Origin of the sequence: Parvularcula marina (assembly GCF_003399445.1) — a bacterium.
GTDB classification, from domain to species: domain Bacteria; phylum Pseudomonadota; class Alphaproteobacteria; order Caulobacterales; family Parvularculaceae; genus Parvularcula; species Parvularcula marina.
Genome location: NZ_QUQO01000001.1, coordinates 297,170 through 314,921 on the forward strand (window position 1 = coordinate 297,170; position 17,752 = coordinate 314,921).

The 17,752-nt window shown below is 58.6% G+C and carries 16 protein-coding genes; 8 read left to right on the forward strand and 8 right to left on the reverse strand.

The features are described from left to right. Positions 1-2 precede the first annotated feature (2 nt). Complete coding sequence (locus tag DX908_RS01385; RefSeq protein ID WP_158548405.1) at positions 3-1,034, reverse strand: SMP-30/gluconolactonase/LRE family protein; 1,032 nt, start codon at positions 1,032-1,034, stop codon at positions 3-5. Between the two features lie 356 nt (positions 1,035-1,390). Between DX908_RS01385 and DX908_RS01390 the strand changes: the two genes are divergently transcribed. Further along, positions 1,391-1,957 carry an HNH endonuclease gene (locus DX908_RS01390; RefSeq protein WP_116390681.1) on the forward strand — a complete coding sequence of 189 codons (567 nt, stop codon included), beginning with the start codon at positions 1,391-1,393 and terminating at the stop codon, positions 1,955-1,957. Between the two features lie 3 nt (positions 1,958-1,960). On the opposite strand, the gene DX908_RS01395 is transcribed toward DX908_RS01390, so the two are convergent. The 5 genes from DX908_RS01395 to DX908_RS01415 form a co-directional block, all read right to left on the reverse strand. Beyond that, positions 1,961-2,476: a hypothetical protein gene (locus DX908_RS01395; protein WP_116390682.1), complete on the reverse strand. Its 516-nt coding sequence runs from the start codon at positions 2,474-2,476 to the stop codon at positions 1,961-1,963. A gap of 42 nt (positions 2,477-2,518) precedes the next feature. Continuing rightward, positions 2,519-4,030 carry an ABC transporter permease gene (locus tag DX908_RS01400; protein ID WP_116390683.1) on the reverse strand — a complete coding sequence of 504 codons (1,512 nt, stop codon included), beginning with the start codon at positions 4,028-4,030 and terminating at the stop codon, positions 2,519-2,521. Beyond that, positions 4,027-4,965: an ABC transporter ATP-binding protein gene (locus DX908_RS01405; RefSeq protein ID WP_116390684.1), complete on the reverse strand. Its 939-nt coding sequence runs from the start codon at positions 4,963-4,965 to the stop codon at positions 4,027-4,029. Before DX908_RS01405 ends, DX908_RS01400 begins: the two co-directional genes overlap by 4 nt. 225 nt (positions 4,966-5,190) lie before the next feature. Further along, positions 5,191-6,285 carry a LysM peptidoglycan-binding domain-containing protein gene (locus tag DX908_RS01410; protein ID WP_116390685.1) on the reverse strand — a complete coding sequence of 365 codons (1,095 nt, stop codon included), beginning with the start codon at positions 6,283-6,285 and terminating at the stop codon, positions 5,191-5,193. A 181-nt stretch (positions 6,286-6,466) separates the two neighbouring features. Further along, the gene (locus tag DX908_RS01415; protein WP_116390686.1) at positions 6,467-7,678 is read right to left on the reverse strand and encodes an NADP-dependent isocitrate dehydrogenase; all 1,212 of its coding nucleotides are present in this window, start codon (positions 7,676-7,678) and stop codon (positions 6,467-6,469) included. Between the two features lie 201 nt (positions 7,679-7,879). On the opposite strand from DX908_RS01415, the gene DX908_RS16700 reads away from it, so the two are divergent. From DX908_RS16700 to DX908_RS01445, 6 genes are read left to right on the forward strand one after another with little or no spacing between them, the layout of a single operon-like run. Continuing rightward, positions 7,880-8,887 (forward strand): septal ring lytic transglycosylase RlpA family protein, encoded by a 1,008-nt coding sequence (locus DX908_RS16700; protein ID WP_158548407.1) that lies wholly within the window; start codon positions 7,880-7,882, stop codon positions 8,885-8,887. Between the two features lie 28 nt (positions 8,888-8,915). After that, complete coding sequence (locus DX908_RS01425; protein WP_147303692.1) at positions 8,916-10,064, forward strand: D-alanyl-D-alanine carboxypeptidase family protein; 1,149 nt, start codon at positions 8,916-8,918, stop codon at positions 10,062-10,064. Continuing rightward, positions 10,061-10,693 carry a dTMP kinase gene (gene tmk / locus DX908_RS01430; protein WP_116390688.1) on the forward strand — a complete coding sequence of 211 codons (633 nt, stop codon included), beginning with the start codon at positions 10,061-10,063 and terminating at the stop codon, positions 10,691-10,693. Before DX908_RS01425 ends, tmk begins: the two co-directional genes overlap by 4 nt. Continuing rightward, entirely contained in the window at positions 10,690-11,673 is a 984-nt protein-coding gene (locus DX908_RS01435) for a DNA polymerase III delta subunit-related protein (protein WP_116390689.1), read from the forward strand. The genes tmk and DX908_RS01435 overlap by 4 nt, the downstream gene beginning before the upstream one ends. Then, positions 11,639-12,442 (forward strand): TatD family hydrolase, encoded by an 804-nt coding sequence (locus DX908_RS01440; RefSeq protein ID WP_233508613.1) that lies wholly within the window; start codon positions 11,639-11,641, stop codon positions 12,440-12,442. The genes DX908_RS01435 and DX908_RS01440 overlap by 35 nt, the downstream gene beginning before the upstream one ends. Further along, positions 12,439-13,287, forward strand: a complete 849-nt coding sequence (locus tag DX908_RS01445) for an MBL fold metallo-hydrolase (RefSeq protein WP_116390690.1) — start codon at positions 12,439-12,441, stop codon at positions 13,285-13,287. The genes DX908_RS01440 and DX908_RS01445 overlap by 4 nt, the downstream gene beginning before the upstream one ends. A 34-nt stretch (positions 13,288-13,321) precedes the next feature. Here DX908_RS01445 and DX908_RS01450 read toward each other — a convergent pair whose 3' ends face one another. Together DX908_RS01450 and DX908_RS01455 are read right to left on the reverse strand one after the other, a co-directional pair. Beyond that, complete coding sequence (locus tag DX908_RS01450) at positions 13,322-15,268, reverse strand: aq_1923 C-terminal domain (protein ID WP_116390691.1); 1,947 nt, start codon at positions 15,266-15,268, stop codon at positions 13,322-13,324. A gap of 117 nt (positions 15,269-15,385) precedes the next feature. Beyond that, positions 15,386-16,498, reverse strand: a complete 1,113-nt coding sequence (locus DX908_RS01455; protein WP_116390692.1) for a serine hydrolase domain-containing protein — start codon at positions 16,496-16,498, stop codon at positions 15,386-15,388. Positions 16,499-16,845: 347 nt separating this feature from the next. On the opposite strand from DX908_RS01455, the gene DX908_RS01460 reads away from it, so the two are divergent. Beyond that, positions 16,846-17,742 carry a nuclear transport factor 2 family protein gene (locus DX908_RS01460; RefSeq protein WP_158548408.1) on the forward strand — a complete coding sequence of 299 codons (897 nt, stop codon included), beginning with the start codon at positions 16,846-16,848 and terminating at the stop codon, positions 17,740-17,742. Positions 17,743-17,752 lie beyond the last annotated feature (10 nt).

Here is a 17,752-nt window from a genome sequence, read left to right on the forward strand (position 1 = left end):
GTCTATTCGTCCCTGTACCTCGCCAGCCGGTCATCATGGAAGGCGCCGACCCAGACGGTGCCGCCATAGACGAGGCCGATTGAGACCGCGCCATAGCTGTCGCCAGTGTCGATGAGCGTCATCACCTCGCCCGTCTCAGGATTGATGCTCGCCACCCGGCCGGGCAGATCGCAGCGCGGTTCGGCGGAGAGCACACACGCCCAGATTTCCTCCGGCGTGCCGAACTGGCCCGCCGCCACGACATGGCCATCTGCTGTCAGACTGAGATTGTCCGGGTGGAAATCAAGATCCGCGAGTTTGCGCAGACTGCCATCACTTCGTGTCAGGACATGGATGCTGCTCGTGCCCCAGTCAGCGACATAAAGCGCCGTGCCGTCGGGGCTCGCGATCACGCCATTGGGGCCGGAGAAGCTCGTTCTGTCATGGGTGTGCCAGCCGCCGCTGACCGTCCATTCAATGATGGCGCCGGTCGGCTGGCCTGACAGGATCTTCTGCACCGTCTCCGGATCATCCTTCATCCCGAAAGAGCTGACCGCAAAGGCGCCATCGGGCAGGGCGGTCACGTCATTCGGTGAGATCTTCGCCGGCACGATCTCGCACCCCGTCCAGGCGAGGGTGGGTCCGTCGCCATTCATGTTGATCTCATAGATCTCGATGGCTTCGCGGCCGCCATGATTGACGACGAGTAGCTCATAATAGCCATCCGACTTCGGATGAATATCGATGCCGTGAGCATGAACCGGCGCTTCGGGCGCGCCACATTGGCCATCCATCACCGTATTATCCGGGTAGGCCGCATGAAGCGGGGTCAGATGGCCGCCCGAAAGATCGAGGAGATAAAGGGGAGCCGCCCCATCCACCGCCGGTGCGAAGGAGGAGACAATTGCCATGCCGGTCTCCCCAATGGGCGCAATGTCTTCGGGGTTCTTGATGTCGAAATAGCTGACCGCTGGGCCCGTGGCCGAAGCGGTTCCAGGGATGCTGGCCATACCCAGCGCGAGAGCCGAGCAAAGCGTCCAGTTCAGACGAGACATAGTTCCTCCAATGCGCGGTTCTCGCGCTTTTTCTTGCCGCGGAGTCGCCCCCTGGATGGCGTCTCCGATCCCTTTGTGAGGGTCATCGGCCATGGCGGCAAGCCAGTGATGCCGGGCGGTTGGGAGCGTATTCTTTTGTCCCACTTGGATTTATGACAAGAAACTGTCACATAGAATCAGGTATGAGCTTGAAAAGGCCCGGAAAGTGGTTCCGGGTTTTCGCTCGAAGGAGTAGTCGGGTTCACGATTTTGAGCCGACATATCGCCCATGCCCTTGTCCGGCATGACGCCACCAGCCGAATAGGCTGTAGGCGAACGGTGCACCGACCTCTCCAGTTCATGAGGAGGAGGTAACGGTGCAGCAGCTCCGCCATGCCCCTGACGGGTGTCCCGCTCTTGTGTTGAATGCCGATTTCCGGCCCTTGAGCTACTTCCCGTTATCCCTGTGGTCATGGCAGGATACGCTCAAAGCCGTCTTCCTCGATCGCGTTGACGTGATCGCCGAATATGAGACTGAGGTGAAAAGCCCGAGTTTTGCGATGCGGCTCCCTTCGGTCGTGTCACTGAAAACCTACGTCAATCACTCGAGAAAACCTGCCTTCACACGGTTCAATGTCTTCCTGCGCGACGGGTTCGCCTGTCAGTATTGCGGCACGAAGGATAAGGACAATCTGACCTTCGACCATTTCATTCCCCGCTCGAAAGGCGGCAAGACGACGTGGCAGAATATCGTGACGGCGTGCAGCCCCTGTAACCTCCGTAAGGGGAATAAGATGCCGCATGTCGTCGGTATGCATCCCTTCCAGCCACCGCATCAGCCGAATATGTTCGAGCTGAATGAAAAAGGCCGTGCGTTCCCGCCAAACTATCTGCACCACAGCTGGCACGATTATCTTTACTGGGATGCCGAGCTGGAGGCGTAAGGCCTATTGCGCCCGGAACCAGCGCAGAAATGCGCTCGCCGTTTCGCGATCCATCTCAAGGATGGCCTCGGCCAGAACCAGCTCGCCCTGGCTGAGCGCGGTGGCGCTGGCAGAGATGGCGGCCAAATCGGGGCTTTTCTGGTTTTTCGTCAGATGAAGGACGGTCTCAGGGAAATGGCCCAACGCGGCCTTATAGGCGGCACCCAGATCCTTGGGCATGTCAGGCCCCCGATTGGAGAGACGCGCGATTTCAATACAGACGGCCAGCTGCAAGACGGACCAGTGAGTACGGGCAGGCTGTTCGAGACATACCCTGATGAGATGCGGAAGCGCGGCATATGATGCCGTATAAATGTCCCCCTGATGGCAAAGACTGCTCCAGAGCGTGAAATAGGGTTCGCTCTCTTCGTCCTCAGCCGGCGGGCATTTCTCAAGCGCTGCCAGCAAGCCTGGAATATCAGATGCCGTGCCATATGCATGGGAGAGCTTCGACCACCGATGACTGTTCAGCTCCAGCATTGGATTTGAGAGACCTTAGCGCTCATTTTTCCCTGCCGGGCCTCACCGCCGCACAAGGTTCAGGAATTCCTTCCAGCTCGGCGCGCCGGAGCTGGAGAGGACGCCTTTGCGATAGATCCGCCCCATGGTGAAGACGACATAGCCGACGACGAAGAGGAGAAGGGCAGTTGCGGCCGCTATCTCCCAGAAAGGCGGCTGGGCGGATATCCTCAGCATCACCGCATAGGGCGTATAAAGAGGAATGAAGGTCAGAACGCGCGCAACAATGCCGTTCGGATCCTGAATGACGAGGCTGAGGAATGGCAGCGGCAGGAGCAGCATGAGCGTGAGCGGTACGACAAAGCTCTGTGCGTCCTGAATGGAATCGCTCATTGCACCGACCGCCAGATAGATTGACGAATAAAAGAGATAGCCGAGCACGAAATAGAGGAAGAAGAGCGGCACGAGAGGTGAGCCGAAGAGCCCGCCCTTGATCGCGCCGATAATCTCCGCCGCTGTGCCGGGCGCTGCATCCGCCCCGAAAAAAGTGAGCAGCAGATAGCCGATCCCAAGGAAGAGGGCCGGCATGGTGATGCCGACCAGCGCGAGGCCGACAAGTTTGCCGATCATCAGCTGGGTCGCGGACACAGACGAGAGCAGCATCTCAACGATCTTGTTGGATTTCTCCTCGACCGTGTTGGTCAGCAGCATACCGCCGACCGAGGTGATCATGATGAAAAGCGTATAGGCGAGAACGAGCGGAATCACGGTCCGCACACGGGCCGCCGCACCGTCTTCGCCGCCCGCCTGATCGGCCTTGATCTCGTTCACCGACACCTGGATCTGGCGAATGCGGTCGACGACCGTGACATCGAGCCCTTCTGCCGTGAAGGCTTCATTGCGCAGGGTTTCACCCAGCGCGCGGCCGATGAACCCAGAGAGGTCAGAGGCGATGAGGTTGTTCGTCCAGAAGCCGACCTGACGGCCTTCGCGAATATCAGCGGGGATGACGACGACGGCGAACAGCGCACGGTCATCAGCCAGCATTTTCTTGCCGTTGAGATAAGGCAGAAGCTGTTCGATCTGGCTCTGCTGATCTCCGGCAGCAGGGACATCCATGGGCAGGCCGACCCGGACATAGCGGGCCCGAACGGATGGTACTTCTGGCGCACCGTCTTTCAGATAGGGTTTTGCGGCTGCAAGGGCCGCATCGGTGCCGCCGGCCTCGTAAAACTGGCTGGCCCGATCCGGGGACGGATCACCGGGCGCAAAAGGCGGCTCGAGCGGGAATGTGCCGTCCTCATTAGGACTGACCCATTGATAGGCATACTGATCCCAAACGCCGAGCGTATCCTCGGCATCCCGGTCGGCAAGCGCATCATCGATCCGTGGAATGAACTCGCCTGTCTCGTCGAGCACGACGAAATGCCGGATCGGCGAGGCCTTATCGCTGATCTTGTTGGCAAAGGCGCCGAACGCCCCGGCCAGCGGGATGATCATAATGAAAGCGAGGAAGCCGCGCGTGAAGACATATTTGCGGTATTCATGCGTGATGAGCTGGAGAAGCGCGTTCATGCGGACTGGACCTCCTCGGCGCCGGCGAGGCGGAAGAAAATATCGTGCAGAGAACGTTCTTCCTGACCGAAGAACAGGATGCGGATATTGTTGTTAAGGGCAAAAGCAAGGATCGCCTGACGGTCGGCATCGTCCTCGATAACGAGGCGGTAACGGCCCTTGTCCTGCGCGAGAATGTCAACGACTCCCGGCACATCAAGGAGCGGCAGGGGATCGTCCGGCGTCTGGAGGATCAGGGTTGGCTGTTCCATGCCGCGCGCCGCATCCAGCGTGCCTTCGAAGACTTTCTTCCCTTTGCGGATCATCAAGAAGCGGTCACAGAGCCGCTCCGCATGTTCCATCACATGGGTCGAGAAGACGATCGTCCGGCCCTGATCCCGCAGATTGAGGATCATGGTCTCAAGGACTTTCTGGTTCACCGGGTCGAGCCCGGAAAAGGGCTCATCAAGGATTATGAGGTCCGGCTCATGCGCGATGACGGAGAGAAGCTGGACCTTTTGCGCCATGCCTTTGGACAGGGTCTCGATCTTTGATTTCGAGAATTCACCGAGGCCGAATTCCTCAAGGAGTTGCTCGCCGCGCGCCCGGGCCTTGCCGGCGGGTACGCCTTTCAGGCGCGCAAAATAGGCGATCGTGTCACGCGCCTTCATCTTGCGATAAAGCCCGCGTTCTTCGGGGAGATAGCCTACCTGATGCTTGACGGTGCGGGGGCGGGTTGCGCCAAGGACATTCACCTCGCCGGAAGTCGGCGGGACGATATCCATGATCATGCGCAGGGTCGTCGTCTTCCCCGCGCCGTTCTGGCCGAGAAATCCGTAAATCTCGCCGCGGCGGACAGCGAAGCTGAGATCATTGACGGCAGTGAAAGACCCATATGATTTGGTCACATTCGTGACCTTCAGAGGGAATTCACCCACTTCACGCTTTCCCGCCATCAGTACCCCTTAACAAGCCAGCCCGGCACGTCTCTCAACATGCCGGGCCTCGGTCTTAAGAGCAACATTGTAACGAGCAGTGAAAATGACCTTTTAATTCACTGCTCTTCGCTGAGGTCTGTGCAGCGCTCCCGCCGTTTTTCAGTCTGTCGGCGAACCCGACAAGACGCGTACAAAAAAGCGGGCCCGAAAGCCCGCTTTTGAGATGCAGATCGCAAGCTCACTCTAGTTGAGGTGGGAGTATTGCTGCGAATAGCGCACCGGCTTTGAGTAGACGCGGTATTTGTTGTCCGCTGTTCGGACGCCGACAATCACCTGATCGCGGCGATAGTCGTCATCCTCAAAGCTAATCTCGTGACGATAGCGGCCGTCTCGGTCGGTCGAGGCGCGATGATATTCGCGCATGCGGTCCTGACTGTCGCCAAAGGAGAGGATGATGTCCGATTCAGGCGGCAGGTCCTCAACGATGATCTCGATATCCTCGCCACGACGGATCGTATCGTTCGATAGGCGGATCACCGGATCGTAGCGGGTGTGGTCCTGATACCGGCGGCGGTCATCGTCATAGCGGCGATTATCCGAACGGCGGTCAGATTGCGTATAGCGCACGACTTCTTCGGGCAGGGCAATGCGGTCGCCCGTATCGACATCGTCATGCAGGAGCTGCGGGTTGAGAGAGATGATTGTCCGCTCACTGATCTCAAAGCGCTCACTGATATCATCGAGGTCTTCGCCCCGGCGGGCCGTGTAATAGGCGACATTGTCACGGCGCGGTTGATAGTAATCGTCCCGCGCAGGCTGATAGTCGCGGCGTGGCGCCTGGTATTCCGGGCGCTTGTCCTGCGAATAGCGCGCCTGGAAAAACTGGACGCCTTCATAGACATTGCCCTTCACATAAGGCACGCGCAGTCGCTGGCCGACTTCCAGCTTGTGCGGGCTGTAAAGGCTGTTTGTCTCCATCAACGCGCGGACCGGCACGTCGCAATATTCTGCGATATCAGACAGAGTGTCGCCACGTCGGACCGTCACGACGTTCTCGCAATTACCGTCAACGCGCTCAGCGTAATATTCGCTGTTGTTGCGATGCGCACGGCGCGCCTCATCAATGCCGCCACGTGTCGAGACGTCTTCTAGATAGACTGTGTCATTGCCGTAATACCGACGGTCATTGTCATCATACCGATCATAGCCATAGGCTACATCATCGTAATAACGGTAGTCGTCATAAGGATCGACGGCACAGGCTGGCATCACAAAGGCTGTTGCGAGCAGACCGGCTGTACCAAGTAATCTGGATTTCTTCCGAATATTGAAAGTCATGTCGTCACCATAGTTTAGCTCGTATACGGTTGGTTAACGCGAGCTGTATGCGGATGGTTCCGACAGATATGAAAGAGCCCGGCTCTGCTAGGGGCAGGGCCGGGCTCAATGATTTGTCATGCTAGCCTTGCGTGATCCGGGGAACCGCAAGGCTGATGGGCGCGTTTAATTGCGCCTGCCGTTACGACATGGCTTTCTGGAAGTTCTCGTCGACCTTGTCGAGGAAGCCGGTCGTGGTGAGCCAGCCCTGTTCGGCACCGATAAGGAGCGCAAGATCCTTCGTCATATTGCCCCCCTCGACCGTCTTGATGACAGTCTGCTCCAGCGTCTCAGCGAATTTTGCGACTTCCGGCGTGTTGTCGAGCTTGGCGCGGTGCAGGAGGCCACGCGTCCATGCAAAGATCGAAGCGATCGAGTTGGTCGAGGTTTCCTCCCCACGCTGATGAGCGCGGTAGTGGCGGGTCACCGTGCCGTGAGCGGCTTCGGCTTCCGCCGTCTTGCCATCCGGGGTCAGAAGAACTGATGTCATCAGGCCAAGTGAGCCGAAGCCCTGTGCGACCGTGTCGGACTGGACGTCCCCGTCATAGTTCTTACAAGCCCAGACATAACCGCCCGACCATTTCATGCAGCTTGCGACCATGTCGTCGATGAGGCGGTGCTCATAGATCGTGCCGAGTTTTTCCATCTCGCCTTTGAATTCGGTCTCATAGATCTCCTGGAAGAGATCCTTGAAGCGGCCATCATATTTTTTGAGGATGGTGTTCTTGGTCGACATGTAGACCGGCATTTTGCGCTGCACGCCGTAATTGAAGCAGGCCCGGGCAAAATCGCGGATTGAGTCGTCAAGGTTATACATGCCCATGGCGACACCTGAGCTAGGTGCTTCGAACACGTCATATTCAAGGATCTCGCCGGATTCGCCTTCCCACTTCATCGAGATCTTGCCCTTGCCGGGGAAGAGGAAGTCGGTCGCGCGATACTGGTCGCCAAATGCGTGACGACCGATGATGATCGGCTGGGTCCAGCCAGGGACGAGCCGCGGCACGTTGGAGATGATGATCGGCTCACGGAAAACAACGCCGCCGAGAATATTGCGGATCGTGCCGTTCGGGCTGCGCCACATTTTCTTGAGGCCGAATTCCTCGACCCGGGCTTCGTCCGGCGTGATGGTCGCACATTTGACGCCCACGCCATATTCCTTGATCGCGTTTGCCGCATCGACCGTGATCTGGTCATCGGTCTCATCGCGCGCTTCGATCCCCAGATCGTAATATTTGAGGTCGATATCGAGATAGGGGTGGATCAGCTTGTCTTTGATGAGCTGCCAGATGATCCGTGTCATCTCGTCGCCGTCGAGCTCGACGACCGGGTTTTCGACCTTGATCTTCGTCATGGGATTTCCTTCTTCTATCGGGGGGCAGGGAGCCGGAGCGCACCTGCGAACATCTCGCCGCGCGGGCTACATTATGCCGAGTGAGCGCGCAACATGGGGAGGGATGTGCAGTTCGTTGCGGAGTTTACGGGAGATTAAGGCTGCTGGGGTCATGTCGGCGCTAAGCTTTTTTCTGCGTCATCTCTATCGGGGCGGGACCGCATGTTCGCACGTCATTTTCGGCAGTTTATCAGCCTTCTTCTTGTCACCTCTCTTCTCGCAGCCTGTGGGACGACTTCCAAAGTCGATCCCAAGACTGGCACGTCGCCTAGTCCACGCCAGGCCAAGGCGACGCCGCATGAGAAGATTGGAAATCCCTATTATGTCAGTGGCATACGCTACATCCCGAAGGATGAGCCGGGGTATGTGAAGACCGGGCTCGCCTCTTGGTATGGACCAAAGTTCCATGGCCGGCTGACCGCCAATGGCGAGATTTTCGATCAGGAGCGGCTGACGGCCGCCCACAAAACCCTGCCGCTACCTTCGCTCGTCCGCGTCACCAATCTGGAGAATGGCCGCTCTGCCGTCGTGCGGCTCAATGACCGCGGGCCGTTCTCGGGCGAGCGGATTATCGATCTTTCAAAGAAAACCGCAGAAACGCTCGACATGAAGGATAAGGGCCTTGCCAATGTCCGCGTCGAGTATCTTGGCAAAGCGAGCCTTAATGATGCGATCGTCAAGGTTGGTCTGCCGGAGAATTATGCGGCGCTGAAATCGCCTCTGCCGGAAATCATCGACACGCCCAGCGTCGTGATGGCGCATGCGACGCCGAACCGTAGCGAAGTCCCTGAATCTATTGCCGTGGAGGCTGCGCCCATGGCAGTCCCGGCCAGCTATGAAGACCCGATCGCCATCGTCGTCTCAGGCGAAAGCCTGCCATCCGCCGCAAATGTGCCAATCTCTCCCGTGGTCGAGAGCGATCTCGGACCCATTGCCTATTTCGTGCAGGTCGGGGTTTTCTCCGATCCCCAGAATGCCGCCTCTGCCGCTGGCAAGTTCGACGATATCGTACCGATGAGCCTCGAAACGGTGGCTGTTTCTGGCGAAACACGCCAGCGTCTGCGGATTGGGCCTTATGTGCATGAATTTGCCGCCGAGGCGGCCATGCGCGAGGCCATCGCCCAAGGTTTCGAGGACGCGCATATTGTGAGAGGCGGCGTGCTTTTCTAAACCACCACCTCACGAAGGAGTATGGTGCGTGAAGCGTAGTTTGAGTCCCGTCATCCAGATGCTGGCGGTGCTGGCGGCCATTTTTGGTCTGGCCAGCGCCCAGACCGTTACGACGGACGCAACGCACGCCGTCATCATGGATGGCGACACCGGCGACATCCTGTTCTCAAAGGGCGGGAATGAGCCGATCCCGCCGGCCTCCATGTCGAAGCTGATGACGGTCGCGGTCGTCCTCGACATGATCAAGCGAGGCGAGCTGACCCCTGACACAGAATTCGATGTCTCCGCCAAGGCATGGCGGACGGGCGGCTCGAAAATGTTCGTGCTCGTCGATACCAAAATCCGGGTCGAGGACCTGCTCAAAGGGATCATCACGCTGTCTGGTAATGACGCCGCTGTCGTCGTGGCGGAGAACATCGCCGGGGATGAAGCGAGCTTTGCAGCGCTGATGAACCTGAAGGCGAAGGAATGGGGCCTGAAACAGTCTCATTTCTCGAACCCGCACGGCATGACCGATGAGGGCCAGCGCATGAGCGCGGCGGACATTGCCAAACTCGCCAGACATATGTGGAGTGAATATCCGGCCTACCGCTATCTCTACTCCATCCCGGAAATGACGTGGTCGGACATCACGCAGGCCAACCGCAACCCGCTGTTGGCCGGTTTTCCCGGCGCAGACGGGATGAAGACCGGGCACACTGAAGAAGCCGGCTACGGCATGGTCGGCAGTGCATCGAAAGACGGAGTGCGCCGGATAATCGTTGTCACCGGCCTCCCATCCTTGCAGGCGAGAGCCCGCGAAAGCGTCCGGATGATGGAGATCGCCTTTAATCAATATCTGACCCAGACCTATTACGGCCCGGACGATATTGTCACGGAACTGACGGTCTTTGGCGGCAAGGAAGAGCTCCTGCCGGTTAAGCTCGGCGCGGCCATGACTTTCACCCGGCACCGCAAGATCCTCGAAGGCGCTGAAGCCCGGATCACCTATCGTGATCCCATCATTGCGCCTGTACGAACCGGCGAGCAGGTCGCGGTCATGCGCTTTACGATGCCGGGCGAACCGGTCCGCGAATATCCGCTTTATGCTGCCGCGACGGTCGAGGAAAAAGGCGTCTTCGCCAAGATGGGGATGGGGCTGAAAATCCTCTTCACCCCGCCAGCAGAAGCCGAGTGACCGGCCTCTTCATCACATTCGAAGGCCCTGAAGGGGCCGGCAAGACGACACAAGTGACCCGTCTCGCCGAACGATTGGGTGGCCTTGGCCATGATGTTGTCGTCACACGGGAGCCGGGCGGCACGAAAGGCGGGGAGGCAATCCGCACAGCCCTGCTCGATCCGCAGGCGGACTGGTCGCCGCTGGCTGAATTGCTGATGATGAATGCCGCGCGCGATGTGCACCTGCGGGAGGTCGTTCTACCCGCACTGGCCGCTGGGAAGACCGTCATCTCTGACCGGTTCTGTGATTCCACCCGAGCCTATCAGGGCGGCGGCGGCGGTATGGATCAGGATTTCCTGATGCAGGTTGAGAAGGCCGTCTGCACACGGATGCCGGATCTGACTTTCATCTTCGATCTGCCCGTGGCGGCGGGGCTGTCGCGTGCCGATGGCAGAGGCGCCCGTGACCGGTTCGAGCAGAAGGGTGATGCCTATCATGAGGCGGTGCGCGCCGCATTCCAGAAGATTGCGGATCAAGAGACTCGTGCGGAACAGATTTTCGCGGGCGGCGACATCGAGGATGTCGAAAAAGCTGTCTGGGCAGTGCTTGAAGAGCGCCTGCCAGATTTGACAAAGGCGGCGCCATGAGCCTTCTGATGTCCAAAGCGCTGGCGGCCAAGACCGAAGCTGCGCTCAAAAGCGGTGCACTGTCGGGCGGCTGGCTGATCACCGGGCCACAGCAGATCGGCAAGGGGACGTTTGCGCGCAAGCTTGCTGCCGCGGTCCTCGCTCATTCTGAAACGCTCGACGGCGCTGATGAAAAAACGCGCACGCAGGTTACGAATGAGGGGCACCCGGATCTTTTTATCCTGCGGCGCACTCCCGATGAAAAGACCGGTAAGCTGCCCGCCAATATCAAGGTCGATGAGGTGCGCGAAGTCATCGGCCGGTTCCATCAAACCTCAATGACGGGGCGCCGGATCGTCATCATCGACACGGCGGATGAGCTGAACACCCAAGCTGCTAACGCGCTTCTCAAAACGCTGGAGGAGCCGCCCGACGGGGCGACCATGCTACTCCTTTCCGTGGCGCCGGGTCGCCTCTTGCCGACGATCCGCTCGCGCTGCCGCCGCATGGATATGACGCCTCAACCGGTTGGGGAGATTGCCGGATGGCTTGAACGCGAACACGGCATCGATATGGGCGAAGCACGCGATGCGGCGGAAGCCGCGCGCGGACGGCCGGGACGGGCGCTCAACCTTGCGACAGGTGAGGGACGGCTCGCCCGTGAACTGGCCGATGGGCTGGTGAAGGCTGCAACGGGCCGGGGCGATATCGTCGCTGCCGCGCGCCGGTTCGGCGAGAAGGATTCAGAAGACGCCCGGCGCGATGCGCAGGAGTTGTTCCTCTCACGGCTCAACGATGCCGCCCGGCAATATGCGCGCGGGGAGGGGACAGAACCTGCCTTTTCGGCGGCGCGTTCCGCCCATCAGCTTGTCAGCCTGCATGATGAGATCGCTTCACTCGTCACGCGGGCGGAGGCGCTGAACGCCGACCGGGTGCAGACCGCCATAATGATGGCCATGACCCTGCATGATGGTCTACGAGGGCCGCATGCTGGTCGATAGTCACGTCAATCTACATGGTGAGCGGTATACGGATGACCTAGAAGAGGTCATCGCGCGCGCGAAGGACGCCGGGATCGGCGCCATGCTCGCCATTTCCGACCGTCTCGATTCCGGGCCGGAGATCAAAGAGATCATCGCGGGCCGTTCCAATATGTGGCGCTCGGTCGGGGTCCATCCACATCACGCCAAGGATTATACAGATCTTGCCGCCGAGACGCTGATTGCTGAGGCCACTGATCCGCAAGTTGTCGGCATCGGTGAATGCGGGCTCGATTATCATTACGAATATTCTGACCGCGCATTTCAGGGGCCGGTCTTTGACGCGCATGTCAAAGCCGCCCAGGAAACCGGCCTGCCCCTGATCATCCATACGCGCGAGGCGGATGACGATATGGCCGCCGCACTGGAAGCCGCGCATGCGGAGAAAGCCTTCACGCCGCTGCTCCATTGCTATACTGGCGGGCCGGACCTTGCGAGCCGCGGACTGGCGCTCGGCGCTTATGTCTCCTTCTCTGGCATCCTGACCTTCAAGAAGGCCGAAGAGGTACGAGAGATTGCCCGTATCGTGCCGATGGACCGCCTGCTGATCGAAACGGATTGCCCCTTCCTTGCGCCCGTACCGCATCGCGGGCGGCGCAATGAACCGGCCTATCTCACCCATGTCGCTGAAGCCCTGGCCGAGTTGCGCGGGGTCAGCGCGGAGGAGATCGCAGAGGTCACGACTGACAATTTCTTCCGACTGTTCGCAAAAGCGAAGCGACCCGCATGAGCCTGCGCGCGATCATTCTTGGTTGCGGATCTTCCGCTGGCGTCCCGCGGCTAGGCGGCAAGAATGGTGAGGGGGATTGGGGTGCCTGCGATCCTGAGAACCCCAAGAACCGCCGCCGCCGGTGCTCGATCCTCATCCAGCGTGCCGATGATGACCTTGGATGGAACGTTCCGGCGTTCACCAGCCTCTTGATTGATACGAGCCCGGATCTTCGCATGCAGTTGCTCGATGCGAAAATCGGGCGACTTGATGCAGTCGCCTGGACGCATGACCATGCCGATCAGTGCCACGGGATCGATGATTTACGTGCACTTGTCCTCAACCAGCGGCGGCGCATGCCGGTCTGGCTCAGTGATGTGACATCTCCCGTCCTGAAAGACCGGTTCAGCTATTGCTTTGAAGATAATCCGAAGACGGGCTATCCCGCGATCCTCGACGACCATCCGCTGACACCGGGCGAACCCGTTCAGATCGGCGGGCCGACTGGCAATATCGAGCTCCTCCCCATCCTTATGGAGCATGGCCCGGTGCCTTCCCTCGCGTTCCGCATGGGCGGGATGTGTGAGGAGTCGATTGTCTATTCGCCAGATATCAGCGGCGTGCCGGAGGCTTCATGGCCGATGGTCACGGGCTGCGGCGTCTGGATCTGTGATGCCCTGCGCTACAAACCGCATCCCAGCCATGTGCATCTCGAAGAGACGCTATCTTGGCTCACCCGTGCCGAGGCCGGGCGCGGAGTGCTGACTAATCTTCATATCGACATGGATTATGAGACGCTGGAACGCGAAACGCCGGCGCATGTGGCGCCGGCGTTCGATGGAATGGTGATTGAGACCGGCAGGTGAGGGGGCTCAGCGCCCCTCACCTTTTCATCCGTTCTCAGACTTCGTCGTCAGTGCCTGATTGTTCAACCCGAACACCGAGACCTTCAACAATAGAGTCAGGCGTCGCATCGGGTGCTGAGACGAGCGCTTCGATATCGTCCATCTTGAGCGGCGCTGCCGGCGGCTGGACTGCGACCACAAGAGTGCCGCCTTCTGCGACGAAATCGGCAATCGCGTTGACGTAACCGACAGCAGGCGGGAATTCGCTTGCGACCTGTGTCGCGCCTGCCCGCATCAGACCAGAGATCATCTGGCGCAGCGCCTCTGGCGATTGCGCGGCAATCATGCCGGCTTGTGGATTATCCTCCGCCGGAATGAGGGCCGCGAATTTCGGCACCATGGCGAAGATGTCTTCGAGCAGGCCTATATCTTCAAGCGACAGGTAGAACCCGCCAAAGGCCAAATCCTCTTCGAAGAGACCTTCGACAGCTGACCAGTCCTGGCTGCCATCTTCCTGCATCACAGCGGTCGAAATTCTCTCATAATTCGGCAGGACGACATCAACATCGACGACCTTACGCATGCCTTCACGCAACGTGGCGTCAACGTCATAGGCCGTAGCCCCGTCTTCCGGGTTCCAGCTGAGCGCCAGATCCAGATCCACGACCGGCTTGGTCAGGCCTTGCTCTTCGACGATTGCAATCACCTGATCATAGAGCGCCTGTTCTTCCTCATCGAGGCCGCCTGTGCCCATGGACATGGTCGACAGGAGGCTATCGAGTAGGACGGGCACGTCATACATCAGGCCATCAACTTCGACACCAACTGCAGTTGGCATCAGCCAATGGAAGCTCGACAGATCAAGCGTCAGGCTGTCCATCGTGCTGATGATTTCGCCGTTCGACTTGTCGACCTGACCTTCGATATTCAGCACACCGAGGCTGAGAACATCCGTCTCCGTCATCGGCGGGAGTGCCCCATCGGCAAGATAGCCGAGGAGGGTGGCAAGTTTCATGTCACGCCAGCCATTCGCCTTCACGGTCTGAGACGAATTGGTGATGCCGTCATCGCCCAGGAACAGAATGTGCTGGGTCATCTCCATGGCAATATCGGTCGCAACGGTGTTCTCAAGATCACCGCGCATCCAGCCGGTGGCCCCAGAGAAGCCGGAGCTGAACTCGATATCCATGGCAATTTCCGGCGTCTCAAAGTCGAACTGGCCAACCATGTTCCAGACGGCGGAGCATTCATATGATGAGGCGCGGTAGATATCGGCGACCTTTGCGACGATAGCCATCGGGCTGCCATCATCTTCAGCCGAACCGCTGAGCGGATAAAGCGTCATGCCGTCGATCACGAGGCGGTCGATCGCGAATTTGTATTCGTTGATCGTGAAGGGCGCGTCCGAAGAAGGCTCATCAGCCATTTCAAGGTCGAGATCGCCGTCCGTCAGTTCTTCCATCTCTTCGATGGCTTCGGCCTGGCTTTCAGCCAGTGCATAGCTTTCCTCGGTCTCGGCCGGGCCAAGGCCCATCATCTGCATGGTGAAGAGTTCGACGACTTCGTTGAGGCCGAAAAGCTCGATGCCCTTGGCGTCGATCCGGTCAGCAATCCGCAGCTCGGTCCATTCGCCACCGTTCACCACTGATTCGATGGCGTCTGCGTCGGCGCCATAGAGGCTCAGCTCATCGATGCTGAGGCCCGCATCCGGAAAGCCCGCAATGGTGATTTTGACATCAGTGGCGGCGCCTTCGGTAAAGCCGCCAAATGAGGTTGCGAACATGCCGCTGACGGCATCAGCAACTCGCCGCAGCTCGGCTTCCCCAGCTGCTTCAGCATCGACAGCCTTGGTTGCTGCCTTCTCGATATTGGCTGCCTGCTTAGTCAGAGAAGCTTCGCCAATCGACGGAAGCTCGAACTCACCACCATTTTTCTGCCAGAGCCCGACACCAACCATGGCGATGATCGCAATGGCTAGAAAACCGGAAAATAGATGTCGCATGAAAACCCCACCTGCAAAGATAGATACCCTGTGGCAGAGGTTAACGTATCGCGAGGAAAATTACATCCCCGTTATTGTGATGCTTTGAGGACAGCTGGCAGGCCTCGGAACTGCCAGTCATTCCCGCCGATCGGAGCTGATTGCGGGTAAAACCCATTGAGCGACAAAGTCGTAGAAGTTCAGCTTCCCGTCCCAGTCATGCGCATTGATCATGACGACGGCATCCTCTGTGGGAAAAAGGATGAGAAGTTGACCGCCCTGACCCATGGCGAGGCGTGAGGGGATCGTGCGCCCGTCAATCTCATAGGGCTCTGAATACCACAGATAACCGTAATCGATGCCGTAGATCTGGCCACGTGGGGTGAAAGATTGCTCGATCCAGTCCGATGAGACGATCTGCTCGCCCTGCCAAACACCCTGATCGGCGACCATCTGGCCGATGCGGATGACATCGCGAGGGCGCGCTCTGCCATTGTAACCCATGCCGAGTTGGTCCGGATCGGTCTCGTTCCAACCGAAGTTCGAAATACCGAGTGGCGAGAAGAGGGCGCTTTGCGCAAAATCCGTGACGCTCATGCCGGTCGCGCCTTCTAGGACCGGGCGGAGGAGGTCGGTCGCCATGGTGCAATAGGCTGTGTGGGTACCGGGCTCGTGGACCATGGGCAGTGACAGGATGTCGGCCATACGATCAGCAGACCGCATCCATGCGCGAAACCGCTTCATATTGGTATCATCCGCATCGTCACAATCGAGCCCGTGACGCATGGTCAGGACATGTTCAATGGTAATCGCCCTCTTCGCTTCGTCGAAATAGTTACTATAGGGAGTGTCCGTATAGTACGTATATATCGGCGTATCGACGCCCGATATGTGACCCTGATCGATCGCGATGCCTACCAATAAAGATGTGATGCTTTTTGTGATAGATGCCATGTCGTGGCGGCGCCCAGCAGCGTAGAAATTATGATAGCTTTCGAAGACGAGCGTGCCGTCCTTCATGATGAGAATTGAATCGATCTTCTGCCAGCTATCCGACTGGCGTGCCGCTGCCATGGCGTTGAGCGCGTCAATCGAGAGACCGTGGTCAGCCGCATTGCCGACCGTGAGGCCGTCGCTGAGATCACGCGGCGTCTGATATGGAGTGTCTGACGCAGGAGCTGGAAGAGCTTCGGTGGCGCTGAAGAACGACAGCGCGAGCAGACAGATGCACAGAGAGATGCCGCGAGCCATGTCTTAATCCCCATCAATCCAAAGGGGAGTCTATGCTGGAGCAGAGAGGGACACAAATGGCTGAGCTGCGTTCAGCGGCGCGCTGAGACGTAAAATCGGAGGTTCATTTTCATCAGAGAGCCGCAGGGGTTCATGAGGATCAGGAATCCAGCATATATGCCAATCCTTGGATGCATATTTAATTTGCGACAATATAAATTGTGCAATCAATATTCCAGTGCTGTCAGGGGCTGTACCGGCCCATGGGCGCGCCGCCTTTTTCCGCCGTCCACACCGACAACAGCTCAAGATCATTGCGTGCAAACGCGGTTCTCCGCAGTGTCTGTAACGGAACAAGGGGAACCTCCATGCAACGAACACTTATCCTGACAGTGTCGGGCCTTTCGCTCATGCTCGCAGCCTGCAGCGGCGCAGACGAACCAGCGGCCACGGCACCTGCGATCGACGAAGCTGCGCTCGAAGAAGAGCTGCTTGAGAATTACGTTAAAGCGATCAACTCGAACGATCTCGACACCATCATGGCGATGCTGGCCGAGGATGTCGCCTTCCAGGCACCGCACGGGCCAGAAGTCGTCGGCAAGGAAGCCGTTCGCGAATGGGTCGGCGGCTATTACGACGCTTTTGACACCCAATGGAAAAAAACGTCACTGAGCTTCGATGTCAGCGGTGATATCGCCGTTGAACGCTACGCCTACGAATCGAACGACACGCTGAAAGAGACTGGCGATGTCTTCACCGATGAAGGCAAGGGCATAAATGTCTACAAAAAGGGCGAGGACGGAAAATGGCTCGTCGTCATCGATGGATGGAGCACGGATGTTCCGCTGCCGGAAATGGCGGCCTCTGATGATTCTGCCAAAGCACCTGTCGAGATGATCTATGAAGGCTTTGCCGCGGGCGACATGGCCATGGTGCTGGGCACGATGTCACCGGACATTGTCTGGAACGAGGCTGAAGGAAATCCCTATTCTGACAAAAACCCCTATGAAGGCCCTGAGGCTGTCCTGACCGGCCTCTTCGCCCGGCTTGGTGGTGAATGGGACGGGTTCAGCGCGACGCCTGCGGAGTTTGTCGTTGATGGTGACCGTGTCGTGGTCTTTGGCCGCTATGGCGGCATCAACCTTGCGACCGGTAAGCCGCTTGATGTGCCCTTCGTTCATTCGTGGACAGTCGAGGACGGCAAGATCATCGCCTTCCAGCAATATACGGATACGCTGACGCACACAGCGGCGATGACGGAATAATCCGCTTTAC

What these genes read in the sequence shown, in the direction of transcription:
- DX908_RS01385 (WP_158548405.1), bottom strand. Translation starts at nt 1,034, where the DNA reads ATGTCTCGTCTGAACTGGACGCTTTGCTCGGCTCTCGCGCTGGGTATG.
- DX908_RS01395 (WP_116390682.1), bottom strand. Translation starts at nt 2,476, where the DNA reads ATGCTGGAGCTGAACAGTCATCGGTGGTCGAAGCTCTCCCATGCATAT.
- DX908_RS01400 (WP_116390683.1), bottom strand. Translation starts at nt 4,030, where the DNA reads ATGAACGCGCTTCTCCAGCTCATCACGCATGAATACCGCAAATATGTC.
- DX908_RS01405 (WP_116390684.1), bottom strand. Translation starts at nt 4,965, where the DNA reads ATGGCGGGAAAGCGTGAAGTGGGTGAATTCCCTCTGAAGGTCACGAAT.
- DX908_RS01410 (WP_116390685.1), bottom strand. Translation starts at nt 6,285, where the DNA reads ATGACTTTCAATATTCGGAAGAAATCCAGATTACTTGGTACAGCCGGT.
- DX908_RS01415 (WP_116390686.1), bottom strand. Translation starts at nt 7,678, where the DNA reads ATGACGAAGATCAAGGTCGAAAACCCGGTCGTCGAGCTCGACGGCGAC.
- DX908_RS16700 (WP_158548407.1), top strand. Translation starts at nt 7,880, where the DNA reads ATGTTCGCACGTCATTTTCGGCAGTTTATCAGCCTTCTTCTTGTCACC.
- DX908_RS01435 (WP_116390689.1), top strand. Translation starts at nt 10,690, where the DNA reads ATGAGCCTTCTGATGTCCAAAGCGCTGGCGGCCAAGACCGAAGCTGCG.
- DX908_RS01440 (WP_233508613.1), top strand. Translation starts at nt 11,639, where the DNA reads ATGATGGTCTACGAGGGCCGCATGCTGGTCGATAGTCACGTCAATCTA.
- DX908_RS01445 (WP_116390690.1), top strand. Translation starts at nt 12,439, where the DNA reads ATGAGCCTGCGCGCGATCATTCTTGGTTGCGGATCTTCCGCTGGCGTC.
- DX908_RS01450 (WP_116390691.1), bottom strand. Translation starts at nt 15,268, where the DNA reads ATGCGACATCTATTTTCCGGTTTTCTAGCCATTGCGATCATCGCCATG.
- DX908_RS01455 (WP_116390692.1), bottom strand. Translation starts at nt 16,498, where the DNA reads ATGGCTCGCGGCATCTCTCTGTGCATCTGTCTGCTCGCGCTGTCGTTC.
- DX908_RS01460 (WP_158548408.1), top strand. Translation starts at nt 16,846, where the DNA reads ATGCAACGAACACTTATCCTGACAGTGTCGGGCCTTTCGCTCATGCTC.